This window comes from Plantibacter sp. MDV22-iso1 (assembly GCF_058408345.1).
The window spans coordinates 598228-622205 of sequence record NZ_JBZVDY010000001.1; the positions used below are offsets into that span (position 1 = coordinate 598228).

Annotated in this window: 22 protein-coding genes and 1 pseudogene; 10 read left to right on the top strand and 13 right to left on the bottom strand. The window is 68.7% G+C overall.

Annotated features, from left to right (window positions below; genetic code table 11):
- Positions 1–159 precede the first annotated feature (159 nt).
- The 5 genes from AC4PMY_RS02815 to AC4PMY_RS02835 form a co-directional block, all read right to left on the bottom strand.
- Positions 160–1659 carry an aromatic amino acid lyase gene (locus tag AC4PMY_RS02815; protein WP_491621945.1) on the bottom strand — a complete coding sequence of 500 codons (1500 nt, stop codon included), beginning with the start codon at positions 1657–1659 and terminating at the stop codon, positions 160–162.
- A gap of 200 nt (positions 1660–1859) precedes the next feature.
- A complete protein-coding gene (locus AC4PMY_RS02820) occupies positions 1860–2615 on the bottom strand; it encodes an ABC transporter permease (protein ID WP_064296514.1) in 756 nt (251 codons plus the stop codon).
- Positions 2615–3526 carry an ABC transporter ATP-binding protein gene (locus AC4PMY_RS02825; RefSeq protein ID WP_491621946.1) on the bottom strand — a complete coding sequence of 304 codons (912 nt, stop codon included), beginning with the start codon at positions 3524–3526 and terminating at the stop codon, positions 2615–2617. Before AC4PMY_RS02825 ends, AC4PMY_RS02820 begins: the two co-directional genes overlap by 1 nt.
- Positions 3523–3834 (bottom strand): transcriptional regulator, encoded by a 312-nt coding sequence (locus AC4PMY_RS02830; protein ID WP_064296516.1) that lies wholly within the window; start codon positions 3832–3834, stop codon positions 3523–3525. The genes AC4PMY_RS02825 and AC4PMY_RS02830 overlap by 4 nt, the downstream gene beginning before the upstream one ends.
- A 3-nt stretch (positions 3835–3837) precedes the next feature.
- Positions 3838–4500, bottom strand: coding sequence for a hypothetical protein (locus tag AC4PMY_RS02835; protein ID WP_157583565.1), 663 nt, complete (start codon positions 4498–4500; stop codon positions 3838–3840).
- A gap of 201 nt (positions 4501–4701) precedes the next feature.
- Here AC4PMY_RS02835 and hrpA point away from each other — a divergent pair, with 201 nt between their 5' ends.
- Positions 4702–8577 carry an ATP-dependent RNA helicase HrpA gene (gene hrpA / locus AC4PMY_RS02840; RefSeq protein ID WP_491621947.1) on the top strand — a complete coding sequence of 1292 codons (3876 nt, stop codon included), beginning with the start codon at positions 4702–4704 and terminating at the stop codon, positions 8575–8577.
- 85 nt (positions 8578–8662) lie between these two features.
- Here hrpA and AC4PMY_RS02845 read toward each other — a convergent pair whose 3' ends face one another.
- Positions 8663–9514 carry a sulfurtransferase gene (locus tag AC4PMY_RS02845; protein ID WP_491621948.1) on the bottom strand — a complete coding sequence of 284 codons (852 nt, stop codon included), beginning with the start codon at positions 9512–9514 and terminating at the stop codon, positions 8663–8665.
- 199 nt (positions 9515–9713) lie between these two features.
- Between AC4PMY_RS02845 and AC4PMY_RS02850 the strand changes: the two genes are divergently transcribed.
- The 3 genes from AC4PMY_RS02850 (at position 9714) to AC4PMY_RS02860 (ending at position 11167) form a co-directional block, all read left to right on the top strand.
- On the top strand, positions 9714–10346 hold the full coding sequence (locus AC4PMY_RS02850; RefSeq protein ID WP_064296588.1) for a flavin reductase family protein: 633 nt from the start codon (positions 9714–9716) through the stop codon (positions 10344–10346).
- A gap of 96 nt (positions 10347–10442) precedes the next feature.
- A complete protein-coding gene (locus AC4PMY_RS02855) occupies positions 10443–10823 on the top strand; it encodes a DoxX family protein (protein ID WP_064296521.1) in 381 nt (126 codons plus the stop codon).
- A 128-nt stretch (positions 10824–10951) separates the two neighbouring features.
- Positions 10952–11167 carry a hypothetical protein gene (locus AC4PMY_RS02860; RefSeq protein WP_064296522.1) on the top strand — a complete coding sequence of 72 codons (216 nt, stop codon included), beginning with the start codon at positions 10952–10954 and terminating at the stop codon, positions 11165–11167.
- A gap of 88 nt (positions 11168–11255) precedes the next feature.
- Here AC4PMY_RS02860 and nrdF read toward each other — a convergent pair whose 3' ends face one another.
- The 4 genes from nrdF to nrdH form a co-directional block, all read right to left on the bottom strand.
- On the bottom strand, positions 11256–12230 hold the full coding sequence (nrdF, locus tag AC4PMY_RS02865) for a class 1b ribonucleoside-diphosphate reductase subunit beta (protein ID WP_056007612.1): 975 nt from the start codon (positions 12228–12230) through the stop codon (positions 11256–11258).
- A 242-nt stretch (positions 12231–12472) separates the two neighbouring features.
- Positions 12473–14578, bottom strand: coding sequence for a class 1b ribonucleoside-diphosphate reductase subunit alpha (nrdE, locus tag AC4PMY_RS02870; RefSeq protein WP_064296589.1), 2106 nt, complete (start codon positions 14576–14578; stop codon positions 12473–12475).
- 23 nt (positions 14579–14601) lie between these two features.
- A complete protein-coding gene (gene nrdI, locus AC4PMY_RS02875; RefSeq protein WP_064296523.1) occupies positions 14602–15015 on the bottom strand; it encodes a class Ib ribonucleoside-diphosphate reductase assembly flavoprotein NrdI in 414 nt (137 codons plus the stop codon).
- A gap of 84 nt (positions 15016–15099) precedes the next feature.
- Positions 15100–15333 (bottom strand): glutaredoxin-like protein NrdH, encoded by a 234-nt coding sequence (gene nrdH, locus AC4PMY_RS02880; RefSeq protein WP_056007615.1) that lies wholly within the window; start codon positions 15331–15333, stop codon positions 15100–15102.
- 353 nt (positions 15334–15686) lie between these two features.
- Between nrdH and AC4PMY_RS02885 the strand changes: the two genes are divergently transcribed.
- Positions 15687–16895, top strand: coding sequence for an MFS transporter (locus AC4PMY_RS02885; RefSeq protein WP_314138957.1), 1209 nt, complete (start codon positions 15687–15689; stop codon positions 16893–16895).
- Between the two features lie 11 nt (positions 16896–16906).
- Here the strand turns inward: AC4PMY_RS02885 and AC4PMY_RS02890 are convergent, their stop codons facing one another.
- Positions 16907–17473, bottom strand: a complete 567-nt coding sequence (locus tag AC4PMY_RS02890; RefSeq protein ID WP_491621949.1) for an NADPH-dependent FMN reductase — start codon at positions 17471–17473, stop codon at positions 16907–16909.
- Positions 17474–17521: 48 nt separating this feature from the next.
- Between AC4PMY_RS02890 and AC4PMY_RS02895 the strand changes: the two genes are divergently transcribed.
- The 4 genes from AC4PMY_RS02895 (at position 17522) to AC4PMY_RS02910 (ending at position 21474) form a co-directional block, all read left to right on the top strand.
- Positions 17522–18373, top strand: coding sequence for an aldo/keto reductase (locus AC4PMY_RS02895; protein ID WP_491621950.1), 852 nt, complete (start codon positions 17522–17524; stop codon positions 18371–18373).
- A gap of 22 nt (positions 18374–18395) precedes the next feature.
- Entirely contained in the window at positions 18396–19244 is an 849-nt protein-coding gene (locus tag AC4PMY_RS02900; protein WP_064296527.1) for an alpha/beta fold hydrolase, read from the top strand.
- Between the two features lie 128 nt (positions 19245–19372).
- Positions 19373–20287, top strand: a complete 915-nt coding sequence (locus AC4PMY_RS02905) for a DUF4349 domain-containing protein (protein WP_491621951.1) — start codon at positions 19373–19375, stop codon at positions 20285–20287.
- Positions 20284–21474: an acyl-CoA dehydrogenase family protein gene (locus AC4PMY_RS02910; protein ID WP_491621952.1), complete on the top strand. Its 1191-nt coding sequence runs from the start codon at positions 20284–20286 to the stop codon at positions 21472–21474. The genes AC4PMY_RS02905 and AC4PMY_RS02910 overlap by 4 nt, the downstream gene beginning before the upstream one ends.
- Positions 21475–21501: 27 nt before the next feature.
- Here the strand turns inward: AC4PMY_RS02910 and AC4PMY_RS02915 are convergent, their stop codons facing one another.
- Complete coding sequence (locus AC4PMY_RS02915) at positions 21502–21780, bottom strand: metal-sensitive transcriptional regulator (protein WP_064296530.1); 279 nt, start codon at positions 21778–21780, stop codon at positions 21502–21504.
- An 83-nt stretch (positions 21781–21863) separates the two neighbouring features.
- On the opposite strand from AC4PMY_RS02915, the gene AC4PMY_RS02920 reads away from it, so the two are divergent.
- A complete protein-coding gene (locus AC4PMY_RS02920; RefSeq protein WP_064296531.1) occupies positions 21864–23141 on the top strand; it encodes a DUF445 domain-containing protein in 1278 nt (425 codons plus the stop codon).
- Between the two features lie 12 nt (positions 23142–23153).
- On the opposite strand, the pseudogene AC4PMY_RS02925 reads toward AC4PMY_RS02920, so the two are convergent.
- Positions 23154–23978: pseudogene (locus AC4PMY_RS02925) on the bottom strand (hypothetical protein); the annotation flags it as partial.

Genomic DNA, 23978 nt, shown 5'->3' on the forward strand with positions numbered 1-23978 from the left:
GTCGCCGCCGCGGTCGGTGGCTCGCTGAACGTCTCTCGGTCGGTGGTCCGAACCTACCGGAGGGCACCGACATCGCTCACCCCCTCGACACGTGTCGAAATACATGGCATGCGACGACGTGGGTGCGCCCGCGCACCGTCACCCGCCGGCCGCCGTCGCTCAGGATCGGTCGACGCCCAACGCGGCGAGGGCCGCCGTGACGAGCTGCTGACCGTGCAGCTCCTGCTCGATCGCCGACCGGAGGCCAGCATGGGCGACGGAGAACCCGACCGCCCACTCGTCGTGCTCGCCCGGGCCGAGCGCGTCCGCCGCGACGATCGCCTCGACCGCCAGCACGTCCGCGAAGAGGGCGGTCGAGCGTTCCAGCAGTCGCAGCGAGGTCCCGGCGAAGGAGGCCGGGTCGTCCGAGGCCTCATCCGGCACGCCGGCGGTGACGACCGGGGTCGCGAGCACGCGCAGTTCGGCGACGAGGTCCGCGGCCGACTGACCGAGCCGACCCGGTGCGAGCCCGTGCCCGGTCCCCCGGTGGTCGGCCCCGCCTCCGTCGATGCGTCTGAGCCGTCGCTCGGCCGCAGCGGCGGTGTGCGCGATGGCCGCGCGCAGCCCGTCGAAGGCGCGGGCGAGCCGCGCGCCGTGGAGCAACCCGCCGGTCCGCAGGACACCCGACGCCTGGTCGACGAGTGGATCCTCCGAGGCCGTTCCGAGTGTCGCTTCGATGAGTAGGACGGCCGCGGTGACCTCGTCGGCGAGGGCACCGTTGATCTGTGGGGTCGCCCGGAGCCGCAGTCCGTCTCGTTCCCCTCCGCCGCGCGCACCCTCCGGGCCGACCGGCGTCGCCAACAACTCGGAGATCCGCTCGCCACTCGCCCGGGTGCCGGCCGACGGGGTGCCCGCGAGGACCGTCGCGTCGAACGCCTGTCCTCGCCCGCCGCGCCCGGACCGCGCAGCCGCCCGGGACGAGAGTGCGCTCGTGGTGTCCGCGAGTCGACTGAGCGCGCCGAGCCGGTGGAGGGCGAGCGCGCCGACGCCGAGGGAGTAGGCGTTGTGGTGGACGAACGCCAGCCCCTCGTGCACAGCGAGGTCGAGCGGCGCGAGCCCGACCCGTGACAGGGCGACCTGCGCGGGGAGCCGTTCGCCCGCGAGGACCGCCTCCCCCTGTCCGATCACGAGCGTCGCGACGGATGCCAGGTGGGTCTCGTCGCCGTCGCCGAGGGAGCCGATGGACGGGATCACCGGGGTCACCCCACGGTTGAGGAGTTCCGCGACGAACACGGCGGTCTCGAGGCGGATCCCGGATGCCCCACGGGTCCAGCCGGCGAGCCGGGCGGCGACCACCGCCCGAGCACGGTCCACCGAGAGCGGCAGTCCGATGCCGCCACGGCGGTCATGGACGACGCGCTCCTCCACTGCCGAGACGTCGAGCGTCGCGGTGCGCGGAGCCGCTCGTCCCCCGGCGGCCCCAGGGATCCGTGGACCATGTGGCCGAGAACCCTGAGCGCCGACTCCGACCGGCGTCGTCTGCCGGTCGATGATGGCCCGGCCGGCGCCGATGCGGTCGAGCGCCGGGGTGTCGAGGACGACGATGGCGTCGTCACGGGACACGGCCACGAGGTCGTCGACCGAGATCGGGCCGGTGCCGAACACGACGGGCGCTCCCATCAGTGCGCGCCCGTCGATCGGTCGGCGGCGTTCGTCTGGTCTGCGCTGCTGGACACGGGTCGCTCCATCCGCTCGTCGAGGGGCCGTGGACCGGCCGGGATGGACGTCAGCGTACGAGCGCCTCGCGGCCGGTGCACGGTGTGTGTCGACGTATGACGGCACGCGGGAACGGCCGGTGTTCGGCGAGGTGTCCGTCGACCTCAGCGGTAGCGGCGGCCCTCGTCGCGGCGGTAGAGGGCGAGGACGACGACGGTCAGGACGAGCGTCCACGCCAGGACGCCGACCCACGACCACCACGGCAACTCGCCACCCTGGACCGCCCAGACGACGAGCTCCCGGGTCTGACGGCTCGGGAGGAACATGGACAGCCGGTCGAGCCACGGGGCGAAGAGGAACGGTGGGATGAACAGTCCGCCGGCGAAGGCCAGCGAGAACATGACCACCTGCACCACGGCGATCGCGGCCTTGCTCGGGAGGGCGTACCCGATCGCGGTGCCGAGGAGCATGAACGGCAGGGCACCCACCAGGAGCGCCACGATGCCGCCGAGCAGTCCCATCGGAGTCGTGGTGGCTGCGGTCAGGGACGCGCCGAGCACGACGACCGGTATGACGGCCGCGAACCCGAGGAGGCCGACCGAGCACAGGTGCGAGAGAACACGGGCGACACCCGTCACCGGAAGCGTGCGGAGGTACGGATCCCACGCCTGTTCCCTCGCCTGGGCAATGGTCAAACCGAAGCCGAACAGGGAGTTGGCGAGCACGGCGAAGACGATGAGGGAGATGACCGCCTGGGTCGCGATGACGGGATCGCCGGCGACCTGCGCCTGCGGGACGACGAAGAACAGTAGCGAGAGCGCCGGGAAGACGAGCGAGCCGATCAGCGCGATCGGGACGCGCACGGTCTCGAGCAGGGAGTACCGCGCGTGCAGGGCGGTGAGCTGGACGGTGGTGGCCATCAGACGGCGCTCCGTTCGACGTCCGCCCGGGCATCCGCGGTGAGGGTCAGGAACGCCTCCTCGAGGGTCGCTCCGCGCACGGCGAGATCGGTGAACGGGGCCTCGGACCGGACGAGCTCGCGCACGAACGCGTCGGCGTCACGGACGTCCAGTTCGACGGCGTCACCGTCACGACTCGCCTGGACGACCCCGGTGAGCCGCTCCACCGCTCCGGGGTCGGTGGTCCGGAGCCGCACCCGGTGGATACCGACGAGCCCGAGGACGTCGCGCAGCGGGGCGTCGGTGATGACCCGTCCGCCACCCAGGACCACGACACGCTCGGCGAGCGCTTCGATCTCCTCGAGGTAGTGACTGGTGAGGACGATGGTCGCCCCGAGCTCGTGTTGCCGGCGGATCGCGTCCCAGAGGGTTCGGCGGGCGTCGACGTCGAGGCCCGTCGTCGGCTCGTCGAGGAGCACGAGACGCGGTCTGCCGACGAACGCGAGCGCGACCGCGAGGCGGCGCTGCTGGCCGCCCGAGAGCGAGCCCGTCTGGCGTCGGAGGAGGTCACCGAGACCGAACTGTTCCGCCAGGGCGGCCGTCGGCACGCGGTCCGCGAAGTGGCGTCCGATGAAGTCGACGACCTCTCCCACCCGGAGCGTGGGCGGCAGTGCCGTCTCCTGCGGTGTCGATCCGAGCCTGGTGCGGTTGACCGCATGGGCGGGATCGCCGCCGAAGAGCGTCACCGTGCCGGTCGTCGGACGTCGGGTGCCCTGCAGCAGGGAGAGCACGGTGGACTTGCCGGCGCCGTTGGGCCCGAGGAGCCCGACGAGCGAGCCCGGCTCGATACTGAGGTCGACGTCGTGCAGCGCGGTCACGTCGCCGTAACGTCGTGTCACGCCCTCGAGGGTGGCCAGTGGTGTGATCGTCATGATGTCCCCGTTCCCGACGCGCCGCCGAGCATCGCTCGGAGCCCGGTCATGTAGTCCTCGAACGCGCGGCGCCCGAGCGTGGTGAGTTCCAGGTAGGTGACCGGGGTGCGTCCCCGGTGGGTCTTCGTGACGAGGACGTAGGCGCCGTCCTCGAGCTTCCGCAGATGCGTGGAGAGGTTCCCGGCGGTCATGTCGAGCATCTCCTGCAGGCGGGGGAACGACATACTGCTGTCCGCATCGATCGCCGCGAGCGTCGACATGATGCGCAGGCGGGCCTGGGCATGGATGAGGGGGTCGAGTTCGTCCATCGGTCACGCCGCCGATCGGTGGGCACGCCGACGGCGGGTCGCTTCGAGGAAGGTCGCGTACACGAGGAACCCGCCTCCGCCGGCGATGGCCATGATGAGCGCGTTGCCCGGCGAGCCGAAGAACGGCGCGGCCATGCCGACCACGATGATCCAGATGCCCATGCCGTACATGAGGCGGTCGCGCCAGACTGCTCCACCTGCGAGGTAGAGCAGACCGACCACGAGGCTGTAGATCGCCGGGTAGAAGATGGCGGCGAGTGCGGGTGCCATCCCCGCAGCGAACAGTGCGCCGCCGAACACCGCCGCTGCCGTGCACCCGATCGCCCAGGCGATGCCGTACATCGTGCCCTGCACCTGCTGTGCTCCCTGGATCCCACGCGACACACGGGAGCCGATGATCGACGACGAGACGATGCCGCCCACCATGAGGATCCCGAAGAGCCATCCGGCGACCGCCGGCGGCGTGGTGAACCAGGGGTTCTCGCCGCTCGCGGACCAGAGGGCCAGGAACCCGACGGTCCACGCGACACCCCAGACGTACACGATCGCGATGGTGGGCCTCGTGAAGATGTCGTCGACACGGCTCGCCTGTCGCTCCTGCAGAGCGAGCATGGCGGCCGGGTCGAGCGCGTCCGAGCCGTCGGTGGGTTCCATCGGTGAAGTCATACCTACTTTGTAACGCAAACCACTCTGCTAGGCAACCCTGTTTGCGATACCGCGCGTAAACATCCCCGCTTCGCACCGAGGCGCCGCAGCCCGACTGCCCTTCGACAGGCTCAGGGACCGGGGAAGGCGGCTCAGGGTTCGCGGGATCCGGAGGCCCGGAACGGCAGCACAACCCGCCCAGCCCGATACGATGGAGGGCTGATGTCCGACCTCCGAATCTCCTACCCGCCCGAGCTGCCGGTCAGTGCCGCTCGCGCGGACATCGCGCGTGCCATCAGCGAGCACCAGGTCGTCATCGTCGCCGGGGCAACGGGTTCCGGCAAGACCACCCAGCTGCCGAAGATCTGCCTCGAGCTCGGTCGCGAGTCCATCGGGCACACGCAACCCCGACGTCTGGCCGCGCGCACGATCGCCGAACGCATCTCGGAGGAGCTCGGCCAGGAGCTCGGCGGCATCGTCGGCTACCAGGTCCGCTTCACCGATCAGGCGTCGAAGGCGACGAAGATCAAGCTGATGACCGACGGCATCCTGCTGAACGAGATCCACCGCGACCGGATGCTGCGCAAGTACGACACGATCATCATCGACGAGGCGCACGAGCGCAGTCTCAACATCGACTTCCTGCTCGGCTATCTCAAGCAGCTCCTCCCCCAGCGCCCCGACCTCAAGGTCATCATCACGTCCGCGACGATCGACCCGGAGAGCTTCTCGAAGCACTTCGACGGGGCGCCCATCGTCGAGGTCTCCGGCCGCACGTACCCGGTCGAGATCCGCTACCGGCCGCTCGTGGCCGACGAGCCCACGGACGACGATGAGGACGCCCCCGAGTCCGAGGCCGCCGACCGCGACTACCTCGAGGGCATCAACGCGGCCCTCGACGAGCTGGCGCGCGAGTCGATGGGCGACGTCCTCGTCTTCCTGTCCGGTGAGACGGAGATCCGCGACGCCGCCGACGCCATCCGCGGCCGCAACCTGCCCGGCACCGAGGTGCTCCCGCTCTACGGCCGGCTCTCCTCCGCAGACCAGCACCGCGTGTTCCAGCCGTCGACCGTGGCAGGCCTCCGCAGGCGCATCATCCTCGCGACGAACGTCGCCGAGACGAGCCTCACGGTGCCCGGCATCAAGTACGTCATCGACGCCGGAACCGCCCGCATCTCGCGCTACAGCGTGCGCTCCAAGGTGCAGCGGCTCCCCATCGAGGCGATCTCGCAGGCGTCGGCGAACCAGCGTTCGGGTCGCTCCGGCCGCACGAGCGACGGCATCGCCATCCGCCTCTACTCGGAGGACGACTTCGCGAAGCGCCCGGAGTTCACCGAACCGGAGATCCTCCGCACGAACCTCGCCGCGGTGATCCTGCAGATGATATCCCTCGGCCTCGGTGACATCGCCGCCTTCCCCTTCCTCCAGCCGCCGGACGCCCGCGGCATCAAGGACGGCGTCGACCTGCTGTCCGAACTCGGCGCGATCGAGACGCGCACCTTCGCCGACGGGTCACCTCGCGGCGGCGGTCCACGCCTCACGCGGGTGGGGCGCGACCTCAGCCGCCTGCCGATCGATCCGCGGTTCGCGCGCATGGTCGTGGAGTCGAAGCGGCACGGGGTGTCGCGGGAGGTGCTCGCGATCGTCGCGGCGCTCACCATCCAGGACCCACGCGAACGACCGCTCGAGCACCGGCAGAAAGCCGACGAACTGCACCGCCGGTTCGTCGACCCGACGAGCGACTTCCTCGCCCTCCTGAACCTCTGGAACTACCTCGAGGAGAAACAGGACGAGCTGTCGTCGAGCGCGTTCCGTCGGCTCTGCAAGAACGAGTTCCTCAACTACCTCCGCGTCCGCGAATGGCACGACGTCTACCGCCAGCTGCGCCAGCTCGCGAAGCCACTCGGCCTGACGATCAACGAGCCGGCGGTGAACCCCGACGGCATCCACAAGTCGCTCCTCGCGGGGCTCCTCTCCCACATCGGGCTGAAGGATCAGACCGTCGCTCCGGTCGTGAAGGGCCGGAACGCTCCACCGGCGACGAAGACCGCGAAGAAGGGCGACTACATCGGCGCCCGCCAGACGCGCTTCGTCCTCTTCCCCGGGTCCGCGCTCGCCAAGAAGCAGCCGAACGCCGTGATGAGCGCGGAACTCGTGGAGACGAGTCGGCTGTTCGCCCGCACCAACGCCTCGATCGACCCGGCGTGGGCGGAACAGATCGCCGGCGACCTCTGCAAGCGCTCGTACAGCGAGCCGCACTGGGAGAAGAACCAGGGCTCCGCCGTCGCGTTCGAGAAGGTGACGCTCTTCGGCGTGCCGATCGTGCCGCGCCGCCGGGTGCAGTTCGGTCGCATCGACCAGGAGCAGGCCCGTGAACTGTTCCTGCGGCACGCGCTCGTCGACGGCGAGTGGACCCACGACATCGGTCGCGACAAGCTGTTCGACTTCCACCGCGCGAACCGACGGCTGCGCAAGGAGCTGAGTGAGCTCGAGGAGCGGACGCGACGCCGCGACATCCTCTTCGACGACGAAGCCGTCTTCGACTTCTACGACGCCCGCGTCCCCGCCGAGATCTCGACGACGCGGGGCTTCGAGTCCTGGTGGCGCAAGACGCGCGTCGACCAGCCCGAGCTGCTCACGATGCGCCAGGAGGACCTCCTCCACGAGGACGCTCCGGCGGTGGACGAGGACCGCTTCCCCGCCGAGTGGGTGCAGGCCGACCAGCGGTTGAAGCTCAGCTATCGCTTCGAGCCCGGAAGCGACGACGACGGCGTGACGGTCATCGTCCCGCTCGCCCTGCTCGACCGGCTCTCGCCCGCGGGTTTCGACTGGCAGGTCCCCGGGCTCCGTCGAGACCTCATCACCGCGATGATCAAAGCGCTCCCGAAGGCCCTGCGTCGGAACATCGTGCCTGCGGCCGACTGGGCGGCGAAGCTGCTCGCCGAGCTCCCCGCAGACGTCCCGGCGGTCGCCCCCGGCAGTCCCGCCGCCGAGGACTCGTTCGCCACCCGTCTCGCGAACGCGATCAAGCGGCTCTCCTACATGGACATCACCGCCTCGGACTTCGAGATGGGACGCGTCCCCGAGCACCTGCTCGTGACCTTCCGGGTCATCGACGAGCGCGGCCGGACGCTCGCCAGCGGCAAGGACCTCGTCGAGCTGCAGCAGCGCCTCAAGCAGCGCACCCGTGCGAGCGTCGCCAAGGTCGCGGCCGCCAGAGTGCCCAACGCCATCGAGCGCTCCGGGTTCACCAGATGGGACTTCGACGACCTCCCCCGGTTCATCGACATCCGCCAAGAGGACGGCGTGATCCGCGGCTACCCCGCGATCGTCGACGACGGCACGAGCGTGTCGATCCGGATCATGAGCACGGAGGCCGACCAGGCCCGCGCCATGCCCGCCGGCGTGCGCCGCCTCCTCCTGCTCGCGATCCCGTCCCCGACGGCGTACGTGCAGCAGCACCTCAAGGCCAATGAGAAGCTGGCGCTCGCGACGAGCCCGTACCGATCGACGCCGGCGTTGTTCGAGGACTGCCTCGCCGCCTGCATCGACGATGTCCTGTTCCGCGTGGTGCCCGACGGACAGGTGTTCTCGCGGCTGCAGTACGAGACGCTTCGCGACCGCGTCTCCGCCTCGGTCATGGACCGCATGTTCCAGACGGTCGCCATCGTCGCCCGCATCCTGCAAGCCGCGCGCGACACGGAGAAGGCCATGAAGGCGGCGACGAGCATGACGCTGCTCGCGGCCCTCACCGACATGCGGGGCCAGCTCGACGGACTGGTCTTCCCGGGCTTCGTCTCCCGGACGGGCTCAGCACGACTCGAGCATCTGCCCCGCTACCTCGCGGGCATCCGTTACCGCGCCGAGCGGCTGACGGACAACCCGAACCGCGACCGGGTGTGGATGACGGAGGCGCAGACGGCGTCGGCACGGTTCGAAGCCGCCGGCGGCACGATCCCTCTGCCCGCCGAGGCTCCGGAGCACCTCGTGAAGGCCCGGTGGATGCTCGAGGAGCTCCGGATCAGCCTGTTCGCCCAGCAGCTGGGCACGGCCGAATCGGTGTCGTTGCAGCGCCTGCAGAAGGTCCTCGCGGGCTAGCCCTCCCTGATCCCTGACGATGGACGGCGGTCCCTGAGCCTGTCGAAGGCCGGATCTCGACAAGCTCGATGACCGGGTCGACGGCTCAGGCCTCGGGTCCTGTCGCCACCGGACGCTCCGGGTGGTTCGCCCACTCGCTCCACGACCCCGGGTACAGCGCCGGTTCGAAGCCGGCCAGGGTGAGTGCGACCGCGTTGTGCGCCGCGGTCACCCCACTGCCGCAGTAGGTGGCGACCGTCGCGTCCGCAGGCACGCCCGCGGCGAGGAACTGCTCGCGGAGGGTCTCAGGCGAGAGGAACCGGCCGTCGGCGCCGACGTTGGCGGTCGTCGGTGTGCTGAGCGCTCCGGGGATGTGACCGGCCCGGGGATCGATCGGTTCGACGTCACCCCGGTACCGCTCGCCGGCGCGCGCGTCCAGCAGGACCCGCCCCTCGCCCGCCCACGTCGCTGCGGTGTCGATGTCGATGCTCGGCAGGACACCCGACGTCAGCGTGACGGTCCCGGGTTCCGGGACGACCTCGCCACGCTCCACGGGCAGTCCGGCGTCCGTCCACGCCCGGAACGCGCCGTCGAGGATGCGGACGTCCGCGATGCCGGCGTTCCGCAGCATCCACCAGGCGCGCGCCGCCGACAGGCTCGTGAGGTCGTCGTAGACCACGACGACGTCACCGTCGTCGACGCCCCACGATCGCGCGGACGCCTGGAGCGCCTCGCGATCGGGCAGGGGGTGACGGCCTCGGACGGCCGGCTCTCCGGTCGGCACGTGGTCGGCCAGCTCATGGTCGAGGTCGACGTACACGGCGCCGGGCAGGTGTCCCTCGAGGTAGGCGGGCCGTCCGTCCGGTGCGTCGAGTCGCCACCGCACGTCGAGGACGCGCACCGGCGTCTCGGAGGCGATCAAGGCGGCGAGGTCGTCCGGGGTGATGAGGATGGGCATGCGTCCAGCGTACGCACGCGAGGTCGACGGGACCTGCGCCCGACCGCTCGGTCACCGTCACACCGGGTAACAGAGTTGCAGCTCCGGCCGGATGAGCGAAACGTAGCCTGTGCAGCGTCCACCGAATCGGCGTTGCAGCAGTCGTCCACAGCCGTTCGAAGGATCCCCCGTGAGCTCAGTCCACCCGGCAGCCGCCTCCGTGACCGCCTTGCCGTCCCCCGTCGACGGTGGCGAGGTCGCCCCCGGTTTCGCGTCCCTGTCCCCCGACGACTTCAAGGCGGCGTTCCGTCAGCACCCCGCCGGCGTCTCGGTCATCACCGCCGACGACGGCTCCGGGCCGGTGGGGCTGACCGCCACCTCGGTCTTCTCCGTCAGTGCGGAACCGCCGCTCCTCGTCTTCTCCGTGTCGTCGCTGTCCTCGAGCGCGCCGACCATCACCGCATCCGACACCGTCGTCGTCCACCTCCTGGGTTCCGAGCAGCTGCACATCGCGAAGCTCTGCGCGACGAGCGGAATCGACCGCTTCGCCGACACCTCCATCTGGGACCGCCTGCCCACGGGCGAGCCGTACTTCACGGGCAACGGCGTCTGGATCCGCGGACGCATCGTCAACCGCATGGAGGCGGGCACCTCGACGGTCATCGCGGTGCACGCGCTGGAGTCGAGCGTTTCGCAGCCGCAAGCGGCCGAGGAGCCGGTCCGGGCCGAGCCTGCCGCCGAGGCACCCGCTCCCGCCGTCCCGGCCTTCACCCCGAGCTTCGATGGCGCGCCGCTCGTCTACCACAACCGCACCTGGCACCGCCTCGACGCGAACTCGCAGATCGACGGCTGAGCGACCTGCTGCTGGACATCTGTGCACTCGCAACCCGCCGTCGGTCCACCGATCTCCGGATAGCGTGGTGACATCACCATCGTCGAGAGGACCCTCATGGCTGGATCGAAAGCCCGCACCGCCGCACGTCTGCTGCTCGGAGGCGCACTCGTCTTCGCCGGCGTCAGTCACCTGACCTTCGCTCGGAAGGACTTCCAGGCGCAGGTGCCGGAATGGGTCCCGATCGACGAGGACACCACCGTGCTCGCCTCGGGCGTCGTCGAGATCGCCCTGGGTGCGGCACTCGCCTCAGGCGTGAAGCGGACGGCCGTCGGTAACCTCGCCGCGGCGTTCTTCACCGCGATCTTCCCGGGCAACCTCTCCCAGTGGCTCAACCGCCGCGACGCCTTCGGCCTCGACACCGACAGCCGCCGGTTCACCCGCCTCTTCTTCCAGCCCGTGCTCATCGCCTGGGCACTCTGGTCCACCCGACGCTGACCACCCGCCGTCGCTGAGTCGCCCGAATCTGCGCGTTTCCGCGTCGGATTCGAACATCCTCGGGCGAGTCAGCGGCGCACGGCGGCTCTCCGGGTAGTGTCGAGGACACCAGAGCCACAGGGAGAACGATGCTGACGACCGAAGCGACCATGGACGAGCTGCTCGTCGCCGAACCCGTCGAGGCTCCGAGCGCAGGACGCAACGGTGTCGTCAGTCTGGTCGCGCTCGTCGCCATCCTCACGATCGTGGTCACCGCGATCGCGGCGCTCTTCTTCCCCGTCGTCCAGGGCGTGACCGCGTTCTTCTACTTCTTCCTGGCGACCGGCGGTGGCCTCGGCGGCTGACGCCGATACGCGCTCAACGCCTGAGGGCCGGATGGAATCGTGGATTCCATCCGGCCCTCGTGCGTTCAGCGCAGCGACTGCGCGATGACTAGAAGTCCCAGTCCTCGTCTTCCGTGACCACGGCCTTGCCGATCACGTAGGAGGAGCCGGAACCCGAGAAGAAGTCGTGGTTCTCGTCGGCGTTTGGGGAGAGCGCCGACAGGATCGCCGGGTTCACGTCCGTGACCGTCTTCGGGAACATGGCCTCGTAGCCGAGGTTCATGAGCGCCTTGTTGGCGTTGTAGTGCAGGAACTTCTTGACGTCCTCGGTGAGGCCGACCTCGTCGTAGAGATCCTGCGTGTACTGCACCTCGTTGTCGTAGAGCTCGTAGAGCAGCGAGAACGTGTAGTCCTTGACGTCGTCGCGCTCAGCCTGCGTGAGCTTCTCGAGGCCCTTCTGGAACTTGTAGCCGATGTAGTACCCGTGCACGGCCTCGTCGCGGATGATCAGGCGGATCATGTCGGCCGTGTTGGTGAGCTTCGCGCGGCTCGACCAGTGCATGGGCAGGTAGAAGCCCGAGTAGAAGAGGAACGACTCGAGGAGGGTCGAGGCGGCCTTCCGCTTCAGCGGGTCGTCACCGTGGTAGCGGTCGAGGACGATGGACGCCTTCTTCTGCAGGTTCGGGTTCTCGACCGACCAGCGGAACGCCTCGTCGATCTCCTTCGTGCTGCTGAGCGTGGAGAAGATCGACGAGTAGCTCTTCGCGTGCACCGACTCCATGAACGCGATGTTCGTGTAGACGGCCTCCTCGTGCGGGGTGATCGCATCGGGGATGAGGGCGACGGCGCCGACAGTGCCCTGGATCGTGTCGAGGAGCGTGAGGCCCGTGAACACGCGCATGGTGAGCTGCTGCTCCTGCGGCGTCAGGGTGTTCCACGACTGGACGTCGTTCGACAGCGGGATCTTCTCGGGCAGCCAGAAGTTGTTGACGAGGCGGTTCCAGACCTCGACGTCCTTCTCGTCCTCGATCTTGTTCCAGTTGATCGCCTGGACGCGGTCGACCAGCTTGAGCTTCTCTGACATGAATTGGTGTCCTCTATCGGGAAGTGGGGTTGGCCCTTCGACAGGCTCAGGGACCGGTGATGCTGATGGCCCTCGACGGACCGGTGATGCTGATGGCCCTCGACGGACCGGTGATGCTGATGGCCCTCGACGGACCGGTGGTGCTGATGCCCTTCGACAGGCTCAGGGACCGGGGTCGGGATCAGAGACCGGAACCCCGGTCACTGAGCCTGTCGAAGTGCGATGACGAAGCGCGAAGCTCCTTAGAGCATGCAGCTGACGCAGCCGTCGACTTCCGTGCCCTCGAGCGCGAGCTGGCGGAGACGGATGTAGTAGATGGTCTTGATGCCCTTCTTCCACGCGTAGATCTGCGCCTTGTTGATGTCGCGCGTGGTGGCGGTGTCCTTGAAGAACAGCGTCAGCGACAGTCCCTGGTCGACGTGCTGCGTCGCCGCGGCGTACGTGTCGATGATCTTCTCGGCACCGATCTCGTAGGCGTCCTCGTAGTACTCCAGGTTGTCGTTCGTCATGAACGGAGCCGGGTAGTACACGCGACCGAGCTTGCCTTCCTTGCGGATCTCGATCTTCGACGCGATCGGGTGGATCGACGACGTGGAGTTGTTGATGTAGGAGATCGAACCGGTCGGCGGGACGGCCTGGAGGTTCTGGTTGTAGATGCCGTACTCCTGGATGGACGCCTTGAGGGCAGTCCAGTCCGCCTGCGTCGGGATCTGCACGCCGGCCTGCTCGAAGAGCTCGCGGCCACGAGCCGTCTCGGGCTCCCAGACCTGGTCGATGTACTTGTCGAAGAACTCACCCGACGCGTACTGCGAGTCGGCGAAACCGTCGAAGGTCTCCCCGCGCTCCTTGGCGATGAGGTTCGAGGCACGCAGCGCGTGGAACACCACCGTGTAGAAGTAGATGTTCGTGAAGTCGATGCCCTCGGGGCTGCCGTAGTGCACGCGCTCGCGGGCGAGGTAGCCGTGGAGGTTCATCTGGCCGAGGCCGATGGCGTGCGACTTGTCGTTGCCGTCCTCGATCGAACGCACCGAGGAGATGTGGCTCTGGTCGGACACGGAGGTGAGGCCGCGGATGGCGGTCTCGACCGTGCGACCGAAGTCGGGCGAGTCCATCGTGAGCGCGATGTTCAGCGAGCCGAGGTTGCAGGAGATGTCCTTGCCGATCTCCTTGTACGAGAGGTCCTCGTTGTAGGTGGTCGGCGTGTTGACCTGGAGGATCTCCGAGCAGAGGTTCGACATGTTGATGCGGCCCTTGATGGGGTTCGCCTTGTTCACCGTGTCTTCGAACACGATGTACGGGTAGCCGGACTCGAACTGGATCTCCGCGATGGTCTGGAAGAACTCGCGGGCGTTGATCTTCGTCTTCTTGATGCGGGAGTCGTCGACCATCTCGTGGTACTTCTCGCTCACCGAGATGTCGCCGAAGGGCACGCCGTAGACGCGCTCGACGTCGTACGGGGAGAACAGGTACATGTCCTCGCCCTTCTTCGCGAGCTCGAAGGTGATGTCGGGGACGACGACGCCGAGGGACAGCGTCTTGATCCGGATCTTCTCGTCGGCGTTCTCACGCTTGGTGTCGAGGAAGCGCAGGATGTCGGGGTGGTGTGCGTTGAGGTACACCGCACCGGCGCCCTGACGCGCGCCGAGCTGGTTCGCGTAGCTGAAGGAGTCCTCGAGGAGCTTCATCACGGGGATGATGCCGCTCGACTGGTTCTCGATCTGCTTGATCGGCGCACCGGACTCACGGATGTTCGACAGCGAGAGCGCCACACCACCGCCACGCTTCGAGAGCTGGAGCGCGGAGTTGATGCCGCGGGCGATCGACTCCATGTTGTCCTCGATGCGGAGGAGGAAGCAGGAGACGAGCTCGCCTCGCTGGGCCTTGCCCGAGTTGAGGAAGGTGGGCGTCGCCGGCTGGAACCGACCCGCGATGATCTCTTCGACGAGCGCGACCGCGAGCTGCTGGTCGCCGTCGGCGAGGCCGAGGGCGGTCATGACGACGCGGTCCTCGAACCGCTCGAGGTAGCGCTTGCCGTCGAAGGTCTTCAGCGTGTACGAGGTGTAGTACTTGAACGCGCCGAGGAAGGTCTGGAAGCGGAACTTCTTCGAGTAGGCCAGGTCGTTGAGTTCCTGGATGAAGTCGAACGAGTACTTGTCGAGCACTGCCTGCTCGTAATACTCCTTCTCGACGAGGTAGTCGAGCCGTTCCTTCAGCGAGTGGAAGAAGACGGTGTTCTGGTTGACGTGCTGGAGGAAGTACTCCCGCGCGGCCTCACGGTCCTTGTCGAACTGGATCTCGCCGTTCGGGCCGTAGAGGTTGAGCATCGCGTTGAGCGAGTGGTAGTCCATCTGGCTCGTCGACGGTGCGTCGATCACTGAAACTGGCGCTGCTGCCAAAATGATTCCAATCCATTGTGGACGGTGGTGACATCGTCCTGGGTTCCGAAGAGTTCGAAGCGGTACAGGTGCGGGACCTTGCATTTGCTGGCGATCACGTCGCCGGCGAGCCCGTAGGCCTCGCCGAAGTTCGTGTTGCCAGCGGCGATGACCCCGCGGATCAGGGAGCGGTTGGCCTCCACGTTGAGGAACCGGATCACCTGTTTGGGCACCGCTCCGTCGCCGTTGCCCCCGCCGTAGGTGGGGGTCACGAGGACGTAGGGTGCCGTGGCGTGCACGGCTTCGTCTTTCGCATACAGCGGGATCTGCAACGAGGGCAGGTCGAGCTTCTGCATGAAGCGATGCGTGTTGCCGGAAATGCTGGAGAAGTAGATCAGCCGTGGTTGCACGGGTGGCCTCCTCGTCGACGTCCGGACGGTCGGATGGTGCGGTGCTGCTGGAGCCGGCTCATGATGACGCCTGCGACCGTGGGCTCAAGCCAGACGTGCGGCGAGCTCTTCGATCTTGTCGGGACGGAAGCCCGACCAGTGGTCTTCCTCGGTGATGACGACCGGTGCCTGCAGGTAGCCGAGGGCCTTGACCTGCTCGAGTGCGTTCTCGTCGACCGAGAGGTCGAGGATGTTGTACTCGATGCCCTTGTTGTCGAGTGCGCGGTACGTCGCGGTGCACTGCACGCAACTGGGCTTCGTGTAGACCGTGATTGCCATAGCTCTTCGTGCCTTCCCCTCAAAATCTGGTGATTCCCGCGGCGTCCTGCGCCGGGGTTCCAATACTACATATAGATGGCGGTCTTCAGGTCGACCACAAGGGCTAGTAGTTACAGCCCTGTAGTTTTCCACCGGGTTCTCCACCGTTTCGGGCGAGTTATCCACCGGTTCTCCACTGGCTACAACACCCCTGGGCGACGCGAAAGTCCCGGATTGACGGCCTTTTCTCCCCCGTCCGAGGGATATCTATCCACAGGCAAAATTCTCCTCCGCACCTCCGACATCCGTTGTCGGTTTGGGCGTGTCGCGGGCGTGTCGGGCGTGTCGGAACCGGTCCCTAGACTGGTGTCCTTGTGAGCAGCTACCGTGACCTCCTTCGTACCCCCGGCGTCGCCCGGATCATCGCGGCGCAGCTCACCGCACGCTTCCCGTTCGGGATGCTCTCGCTGGCCTTCCTGCTCCACATCGAACAGGTCACCGGGTCCTACGGTGCCGCCGGGCTCGTCCTCGCCGCGACGAGCATCGGGCAGGCGATCGCCGGCCCCCTCACGAGCCGGTGGATGGGCGTCTGGGGCATCCGCAAGGTGCTCCTCCTCACCCTCGCGGTGTGTGCCGTCTCCGTCACGACCATCGCCCTCGTCACCATGACCGTCCCCGCGTACATGGCGGTCGGATTCGTCGCCGGGCTGAGCACCCCGCCCGTCCAGCCCGCGGTCCGCACCATCTACCCGAAGCTCGTCACCTCCCAGCAGCTCACCCCGTTGTTCTCCCTCGACGCCTCGGCCCAGGAGATCATCTGGGTGCTCGGGCCCGTCGTGACCACCTTCGTGTCCACCCAGGTCGGCACGGTCTGGGGCATCGCCCTGGCGGCTGTGATCATGGTCGTCGGCTGCCTGTGGTTCATCTCCTCACCGGAGGTCGGGCGCGTGCGCATCCCGAGGAGCCGTCGCAAGCTCGGACAGGTGCTCAAGCGCCCGCCGGTCCTCCTCGCCACCGTCGTCGGCTTCCTCCTCATCGGCGCCTGTTCGGCCGTCGAGGCGGGCGTCGTCGCGACCTTCGGGCACGACGGCCTCGAAGCCGGTATCGTCCTCGCGATCTTCTCGGTCGGCTCGCTGGCCGGCGGCCTCGCCCTCGGACACACCCCGATCGGTCCCTACGCGCTGGCGCGCCGCATCTTCATCGTCTTCGCCGGACTCGCCGTCGCGAGCCTCTTCCTCAACGCCTGGTGGCTGTCGATCACCCTCTTCGTCGCGGGCATCGGCATCGCACCGGCCCTCGCCGTGCTGTTCGCCATCGTCTCGGCGAGCGTGAAGTTCAGCGACACGGCCGAGGCCTACGGCTGGGTCGGCACCGGTCAGCTCATCGGTGCCGCGATGGGGTCGGCGGCGGCCGGCTTCCTCATCGACGGCTCCGGAGCGGTCGGCGCGTTCTGGGTCGCCGGCCTGTTCGCGCTGCTCGGTTTCGTCATCCCCTGGATCGGTCACCGCTGGCACCCCGACCTCCGCGGCCGCGATGCGAGCCCGATCCCCGACACCGAGCCGATCAACACCCACCCGTCCTGAGCCGCCCCGCTTCAGTCGTCGGCGCGCAGCGGCGCGAGGGCCTCGTCGAGTGCGGCCAGTTCGCCCAGCAGCATCGGCAACATCGTGGTCTGGCGGTCGTTGGGCGTGAACACGCCGTCGGCGATCTGTCGGGAGACGTATGGGATCTCCACGTTCGCACCGGTACTGATGAGACCGAGGGCCTGCAGCACGGGCCGAAGGGCGACGACGCCGCGGGTTCCGCCCGACAGCCCGCCGTAGCTGACGATCCCGACCGGCTTCCGCGCCCACTCGTGCATGAGGTAGTCGAGCGCGTTCTTGAGGGAGGGCGCATAGCTGTAGTTGTACTCGGGCGTCACGAACACGAAGGCGTCCGTCCGGTCGACCCGCTCGCTCCAGGAGATCGTGTGCGGGTGGACGTAGGCACGCTTCCGCGGGTGCGCGGGCTCGTCCATGAACGGCAACGCCAGCTCCCGGAGATCGACCGCGTCGACGGTGAACCGCTCGTCCGTCTCCGCCACGCCGGTGACCCAGTCGGCGACGGCGCCGCCCACCCGCTCGGGACGGACGCTCCCGGTGACGATCATGAGTTGCGGCATGGGCTCCCTTTCGACGGTGACGGTGGCCCTGTCGAGGATACTGGTGCCATGGCAGACAGCACCCCGACCGTCCTCCTCAACGACGGGCACACGATCCCCCAGCTCGGCTTCGGCGTCTACAAGGTCCCGGACCTCGCCAGCACCGAGATCGTGCGGACGGCGTTGGAGGTCGGGTACCGCCACATCGACACCGCGTCGCTGTACGGCAACGAGCGAGGCACCGGCGTCGCGATCCGCGAGTCGGGTATCGCCCGCGACGAACTCTTCGTCACGACGAAGGTCTGGAACACCGATCAGGGGTACGAGGAGACGCTGCGCGCGTTCGACACGAGCCTCGACCTCCTCGGCCTCGACCACGTCGACCTGTACCTCATCCACTGGCCGGCCCCGGGGCAGGACCGGTACCGCGAAACCTGGCGCGCGCTCGAGCGGTTGCGGGCCGAAGGACGTACGCGCTCCATCGGCGTCTCCAACTTCCACCGCAGCCATCTCGAACGACTCCTGGAGTCGGCGGAGGTCACCCCGGCCGTCAACCAGGTCGAACTCCACCCGTTCCTCCCCCAGCGGGAGTTGCGCGCCGTCAACGCGGCACACGGCATCGCGACGGAGGCCTGGTCGCCGCTCGCCCGCGGCCGCTTCTTCACGCCCGCCGCCGACGGATACGACGCCACCTCCGACCTCGGGGCCATCGCACGGAAGCACGGGCGCACGGTCGCGCAGGTGGTGCTGCGCTGGCACCTGCAGCTCGGCAACATCGTCATCCCCAAGTCGGCCACACCGGCGCGGATCGCGGAGAACTTCGCGGTGTTCGACTTCACCCTCGATGCCGACGACCTGGCCGCCATCTCGGCGCTCGAGAACGGCGAGCGCACCGGCACCGACCCGGACCGGCTCGACTGACGCGAGACCGTAGGCTGAACCCATGACCGAGCCCGTCGTCGACACCGCGTCCAGCCTCGCCGCCCGCACGATCACGCCCGTGGAGCTCCCGCGTCACCGCTGGGGTCGTCACGATGCGCCGGCTCGGGCGCTCGTGGTCCACGGACTCGGCAGCAACGGTCCGAGCACCTGGCGCATCTGCGCCGCCCTGGCCGATCGCGGTTGGCTCGTCGAGGCGGTCGACCTCCGCGGCCACGGCGTCGCCCCTCGTGCGCTGGACTACCGGGTCGAGGCCTACGCCGCCGATCTGCTGGCCACCAGGCCGACCCCCGTGCCCGGCGTCGGGCACGCCGCGTGGGACCTCGTCGTCGGACACTCGCTCGGAGGCGCCGCCACCGCGGTCGCCGCCGCAGCGGATCCCCGGTGGGCGGCGGCGGTCGTGCTGCTCGACCCCGCCATCGCGCTCGACGACCACGACGCCGAGATCATCCGCGCCAGCCAGGAGGCCGCCTTCGCCGACAACACGATCGCTTCCGTCCGCGCGAAGAACCCGGAGTGGCACCCACTGGACGTGGAGATCAAGGTCCAGGCGGTGTCCGAGGCGAGCCGGTGGGCGATCGAGCAGACGAGCGAGCAGAACCACCCGTGGGACGTCCGTCCTGCGGCGGCCGCTCTGCGCAACCCGACCTTCGTGATCGCCTCCGACCCGGAGGTGTACAGCCTCTTCCGCGGCGCGCTCGCCGCCGAGGTCCTCGCGAACCGCCAGGTCAGCCTGACGATCGTCCAGGGTGCAGGTCACAACGTGCACCGGGACCGCCCGGCGGAGACCACGAAGGCCATCGGTGATTGGGCCGAGCTGCAACTCGAGCAGCGGGCGCGACGCGAGACCTGATCGCGACCTGTTTCCCACGGTCCCTGCACCGCGGCTCCCTGGGGTGACGCGCGTCGTGAGACCTGATCGTGACCCGCTTCCCAGGGTCCCTGCACCTCCGCGGTGCGACGGCTCCCTAGGGTGATGCCATGAAGCGCTCAGCAGTGATCCGCACCACCACCGTGTTGGTCTCGGCCGTCCTCGTCGGGCTCGTCCTCTCGGGCTGCTCGGCCGGGTCGAGCACCGAGGCCGGCAGCGACTCGCGAGCTGCGATGCCCGCGCCCGGCCAGGTCGCCGGCGACGCGCAGCTCGGCGTCGACGGCGCCGCCTCCCCCGACCTCACGCAACAGCAGGTGGTCACGACCGGTTCACTCACCGTCACCGCTGACGACCCGATCAGCACCGCGACGGACGCCACCCGGATCGTCACCGAGGCGGGCGGGCGCGTCGACAGCCGCGACGAGACTCCGGGCACCTCCGACCAGGCCGCGCAGGCGACCCTGACGGTCCGCATCCCCGCCGACGACTTCGACGACGTGCTCGCACAGCTGCAGGCACTCGGCACGGTGAACAGCCTCTCCGTGTCCGCGGTGGACGTCACGGCACAGGCCGCCGACCTCGACGCGCGGGTCACCGCCCTCCAGGCCTCCGTCGACCGACTGCTCGGACTCATGGCGGCTTCGACCACGACGGCCGACCTCCTCGCCGCCGAGACCAGCCTGTCCCAGCGGCAGGCGGAACTGGACGGGCTCGTCGCCCAGCGCGACGCGCTCGCCGACCAGGTCGACTTCTCCTCCGTGTTCGTGAGCTTCGTGGCCCCAGGCGTGGTCGCGCCGGGCGTGCCCACCGACTTCTGGGGCGGCGTGGTCGCCGGGTGGAACGCGCTCGTCGCCGCCGCCTCGGGGCTCGTCGTCGTGGTCGGCGTCCTGGTGCCGTGGCTGCTCCCCCTCGCGGTCGTCGCCGCGGTCGTGGTCCTCCTCGTCAGGTCGGGCCGCCGGCGCGCCGCTCGCCGCTCGCAGACAACTGCCACCTCGGCCGGGCCCGATGCGACAATGGACCGGTGACCGCTCAAGCGCAGCACCACCCGTCCGATCGGTCGTTCGACCCCGCCTCGATCCTCAGTGACGGGCTCGTCGAGCGCATCCGCGAACGTGCCGCCGTGGCGGACCGTGAGAACGCCTTCTTCGACGAGGACCTCGCCGAGCTGCGAGCGTGCGGCTACCTCCGGGCGTTCGTCCCCGAGGAGTTCGGCGGCCTCGGCCTCGGTCTGAGCGAGGTCACGCTGCTCCAATCCCGGCTCGCCACCGCCGCCCCGGCGACCGCCCTCGCGATCAACATGCACCTCGTGTGGACGGGTGTCGCGCGACTGCTCCACACTCGAGGAGACGACTCGCTCCGCTTCGTCCTCGAGGGAGCGGCCGGGGACGAGCTCTACGCGTTCGGCGTGAGCGAGGCGGGCAACGACCTCGTGCTCTTCGGATCCGACACCGAAGCCCGTCCGGGCCCCGACGGTTCCTATCGGTTCCACGGCCGGAAGATCTTCACCTCGTTGTCACCCGCGTGGACGTGGCTGGGGACGACCGGGCTCGACACGACCTCGGCCGACGGTCCGAAGGTCGTCTACGGCTTCATCGAGCGCTCGCGCGGCGGGTTCGAGATCCTCGACGACTGGGACACCGTCGGGATGCGCGCCAGCCAGAGTAGGACGACCCTGCTCCAGGGGGCCGAGTCGACGGCGGAACACATCGTCCGACGCCTCGACCCGGGGCCCAACCCGGATCCCATCGTCTTCGGGATCTTCGCCTGCTTCGAGACCCTCATCGCCGCCGTGTACACGGGCATCGGCGAACGCGCCCTCCGGCTCGCGGTCGAGACCGCCCACCGGAAGACGTCGAAGAAGGCCGGTGGCGCGAGGTACGCGGCGGACCCCGACATCCGCCGTCGGATCGCGGCGGCCGCCATCGCGTACGACGGCATGCTGCCGCAGCTCGCCGGCATCGCTCGGGACCTCGATGACGGCGTCGACCATGGCGCGCTCTGGTTCCCGAAGCTCGTCGGGCTCAAGGTCCGCGCGACGGAGACCGCCCGCGAGGTCGTGGATCAGGCGATCCGGGTCGCCGGCGGCGGCAGCTACTTCGCCGCGAGCGAATTGGGCCGGCTGTACCGCGACGTCCTCGCCGGGATGTTCCATCCCTCCGACGACGAGTCCGCCCACGCCACCGTGGCGAACGCCTGGCTCGGGCCCGTGTGACGGCTCGGGCCGACCTGAAGGCGCGGCTCAGCCGCGGTTGTTGCTGAGCTCGAAGATCCGCAGGAGCTCGCCGACCGCGGCGTCCTTGCTGTCCCCGCCCTCCTCGAACATCTGCGTGACGTGCGTCAGCAGGTGGTTCTCGACGAGCAGTTTGTTGAGCGATCCCAGCGACTTCTGGATGGCGAGCGACTGCGTGATGATGTCCATGCAGTAGTCCTCGTTCTCGATCATCTTCTCGAGGCCGCGCATCTGGCCCTCGAGGATCTTCGTCCGGTGCAGGGCCCGCTTCTTGATGTCTTCGATCACCGGCTCAGGGTACCACCAGGGGGTACGGTGCCCTCTTGCTCGATCGGACCGGAGGACACGGTCGACGAGCCTAGGATGGGCGGATGACGAGCTCCCCCACACTCGAACTCACCGCCGCCGATGCGGACCGTGCGCGAGCCCTGCGATCGATGAAACGCCTCGCCACCGGATTGCTCCTCGTCATGGCGGTCATCTTCGCCGTCGCGTTCGCGCTCGAGGGGCGCTACCCGTGGTTGGCGTATGTCAGGGCCGCCTCCGAGGGCGGCATGGTCGGGGCGCTCGCGGACTGGTTCGCCGTCACCGCCCTCTTCCGGCACCCGCTCGGCATCCCGATCCCCCACACGGCGATCATCCCGAAGCGCAAGGACGAGATCGGCGTCAGCCTCGGCGAGTTCGTGGAGACCAACTTCCTCTCCGAAGAGGTCGTGCGGCAGAAGCTCGCGTCCGTCTCCGTCTCCGAGAAGCTCGGCGGCTGGTTGTCCGAGCCCGCGAACGCCGAGCGGGTCACCGCCGAGGGGTCCATCGCGGTGCGGGGTCTCCTGGAGACGCTGTCCGACGACGACGTCCGCGAGGTCATCGAGGCACTGGCGTCCAAACACCTCATCGACCCGCAGTGGGCCCCGAACATCGGCCGTTGGGTCGAGCACATCGTCGGCGTGGGCGCGCACCACGACGCGGTCGACCTCCTCCTCGACCGCACAGGTGAGTGGCTGAGCACGAACCCGAAGGCGTTCGAGCGCCTGGTCTCGAGCCGTCTGCCGACCTGGGTGCCGTCCTTCGTCGACCGGCTCGTGGACGACAAGCTCTACCGTGAGGCCGTGTCCTTCGTCCAGGCCGTCCGCGCGGACCCCGACCACCAGCTCCGTCATGCCCTCGACGGGTATCTCGGCGAGCTCGCGGAGCAGCTGCAGCACGACGACGCGACCATCACCCGCTTCGAGAACGCCAAACACGAGGTCATCGACAGTCCTCGCGTCCGGGAGGTCGCCGGTAAGACGTGGACGGCCGCGAAGAGCGCGTTCCTCGAGGCACTCGACGCCCCCGACAGCGACCTCCGCGTGCGGATCTCCGGCACCATCGCGGACTTCGGCCGGCGGCTGTCGACGGATCGAGCGTTCTCCACCCGCGTCGACACCCGCGTCGCGGACGCACTGTCCTACGTCGTCACCCGCTACCGGCACGACATCGCGAGCATCATCACCGAGACCGTCGAGCGCTGGGACGCCCGGGAGACGACCCAGAAGATCGAGCTGCTCGTCGGACGCGACCTGCAGTTCATCCGCTTGAACGGCACCATCGTCGGCGCGCTCGCCGGCCTCGCGATCTTCACGGTCGCGCAGGCGGTCCTCCGCGCGTTCTGACGACGGGACCGGTCAGCGCTTCGGGAGCAGCTCCACGGAGATGAGGTTCACGACGTCGCTTGCGAGCAGGTCGAGCGACCCCTGGTCTTTGCACGTGAAGGTGAAGACGACGAGGATCCCCATCTTCGTGAGCGACCGGACGCCCCAGTACGTGCGCTCCCCCGAGGGCTGCGTCCACGACAGGACCCGGAACTCGATGAGGCCCCCACCGCTGTTGTAGTTCAGTTGCTCCGTCGTGCCGTCCGCTTTGACGTAGTCGGCCCCGACGTACTTCGCCATGTAGGCGTCGCTCGACTTCTCGTCGTCTCCGACCGCGATCTCGTCAGGCGTCAGCGCGATGTTGCCGAGTCCGACGTCGCAGGAGGTCGCCGCGTTCCGGTAGATCTCGACGCCGTTCCGGTCCGGACCGATCGCCGCCCAGGACGAATCCAGGTCGTTCGTCAGGTAAGCCGTCCATTCGGCGGGGACGTCCTGCCCGGCCGCGAAGTCGAGGTCGGGCGGGATGGAGACATAGGTCTTCGTCGGCTCCGGCGTCGAGTCCGTCCCCGTGGGCGTCGGAGAAGCGGTCTTCGTCGGGGTGGCCGAGCGAGTGGGGCTCGGATCCGCGACCGGTGCGCCACCCTGCGTGAGCACGAGGGCGACGACGGTGATGATCGCCGCCAACACGAGCGGGACACCGACCGCGAGGGCGATGATGAGCCCCGTCCGTTTGCGCTTCGGGGCGCCCGGAGGCGGCGGTTGCTGGCCGAACCCGGGCGGCCCCTGCTGGTACGGGTTCTGCTGCGGTGGCTGCTGCTGTCCGCCGTACGGGTTCTGCTGCTGGCCATAGGGGTTCTG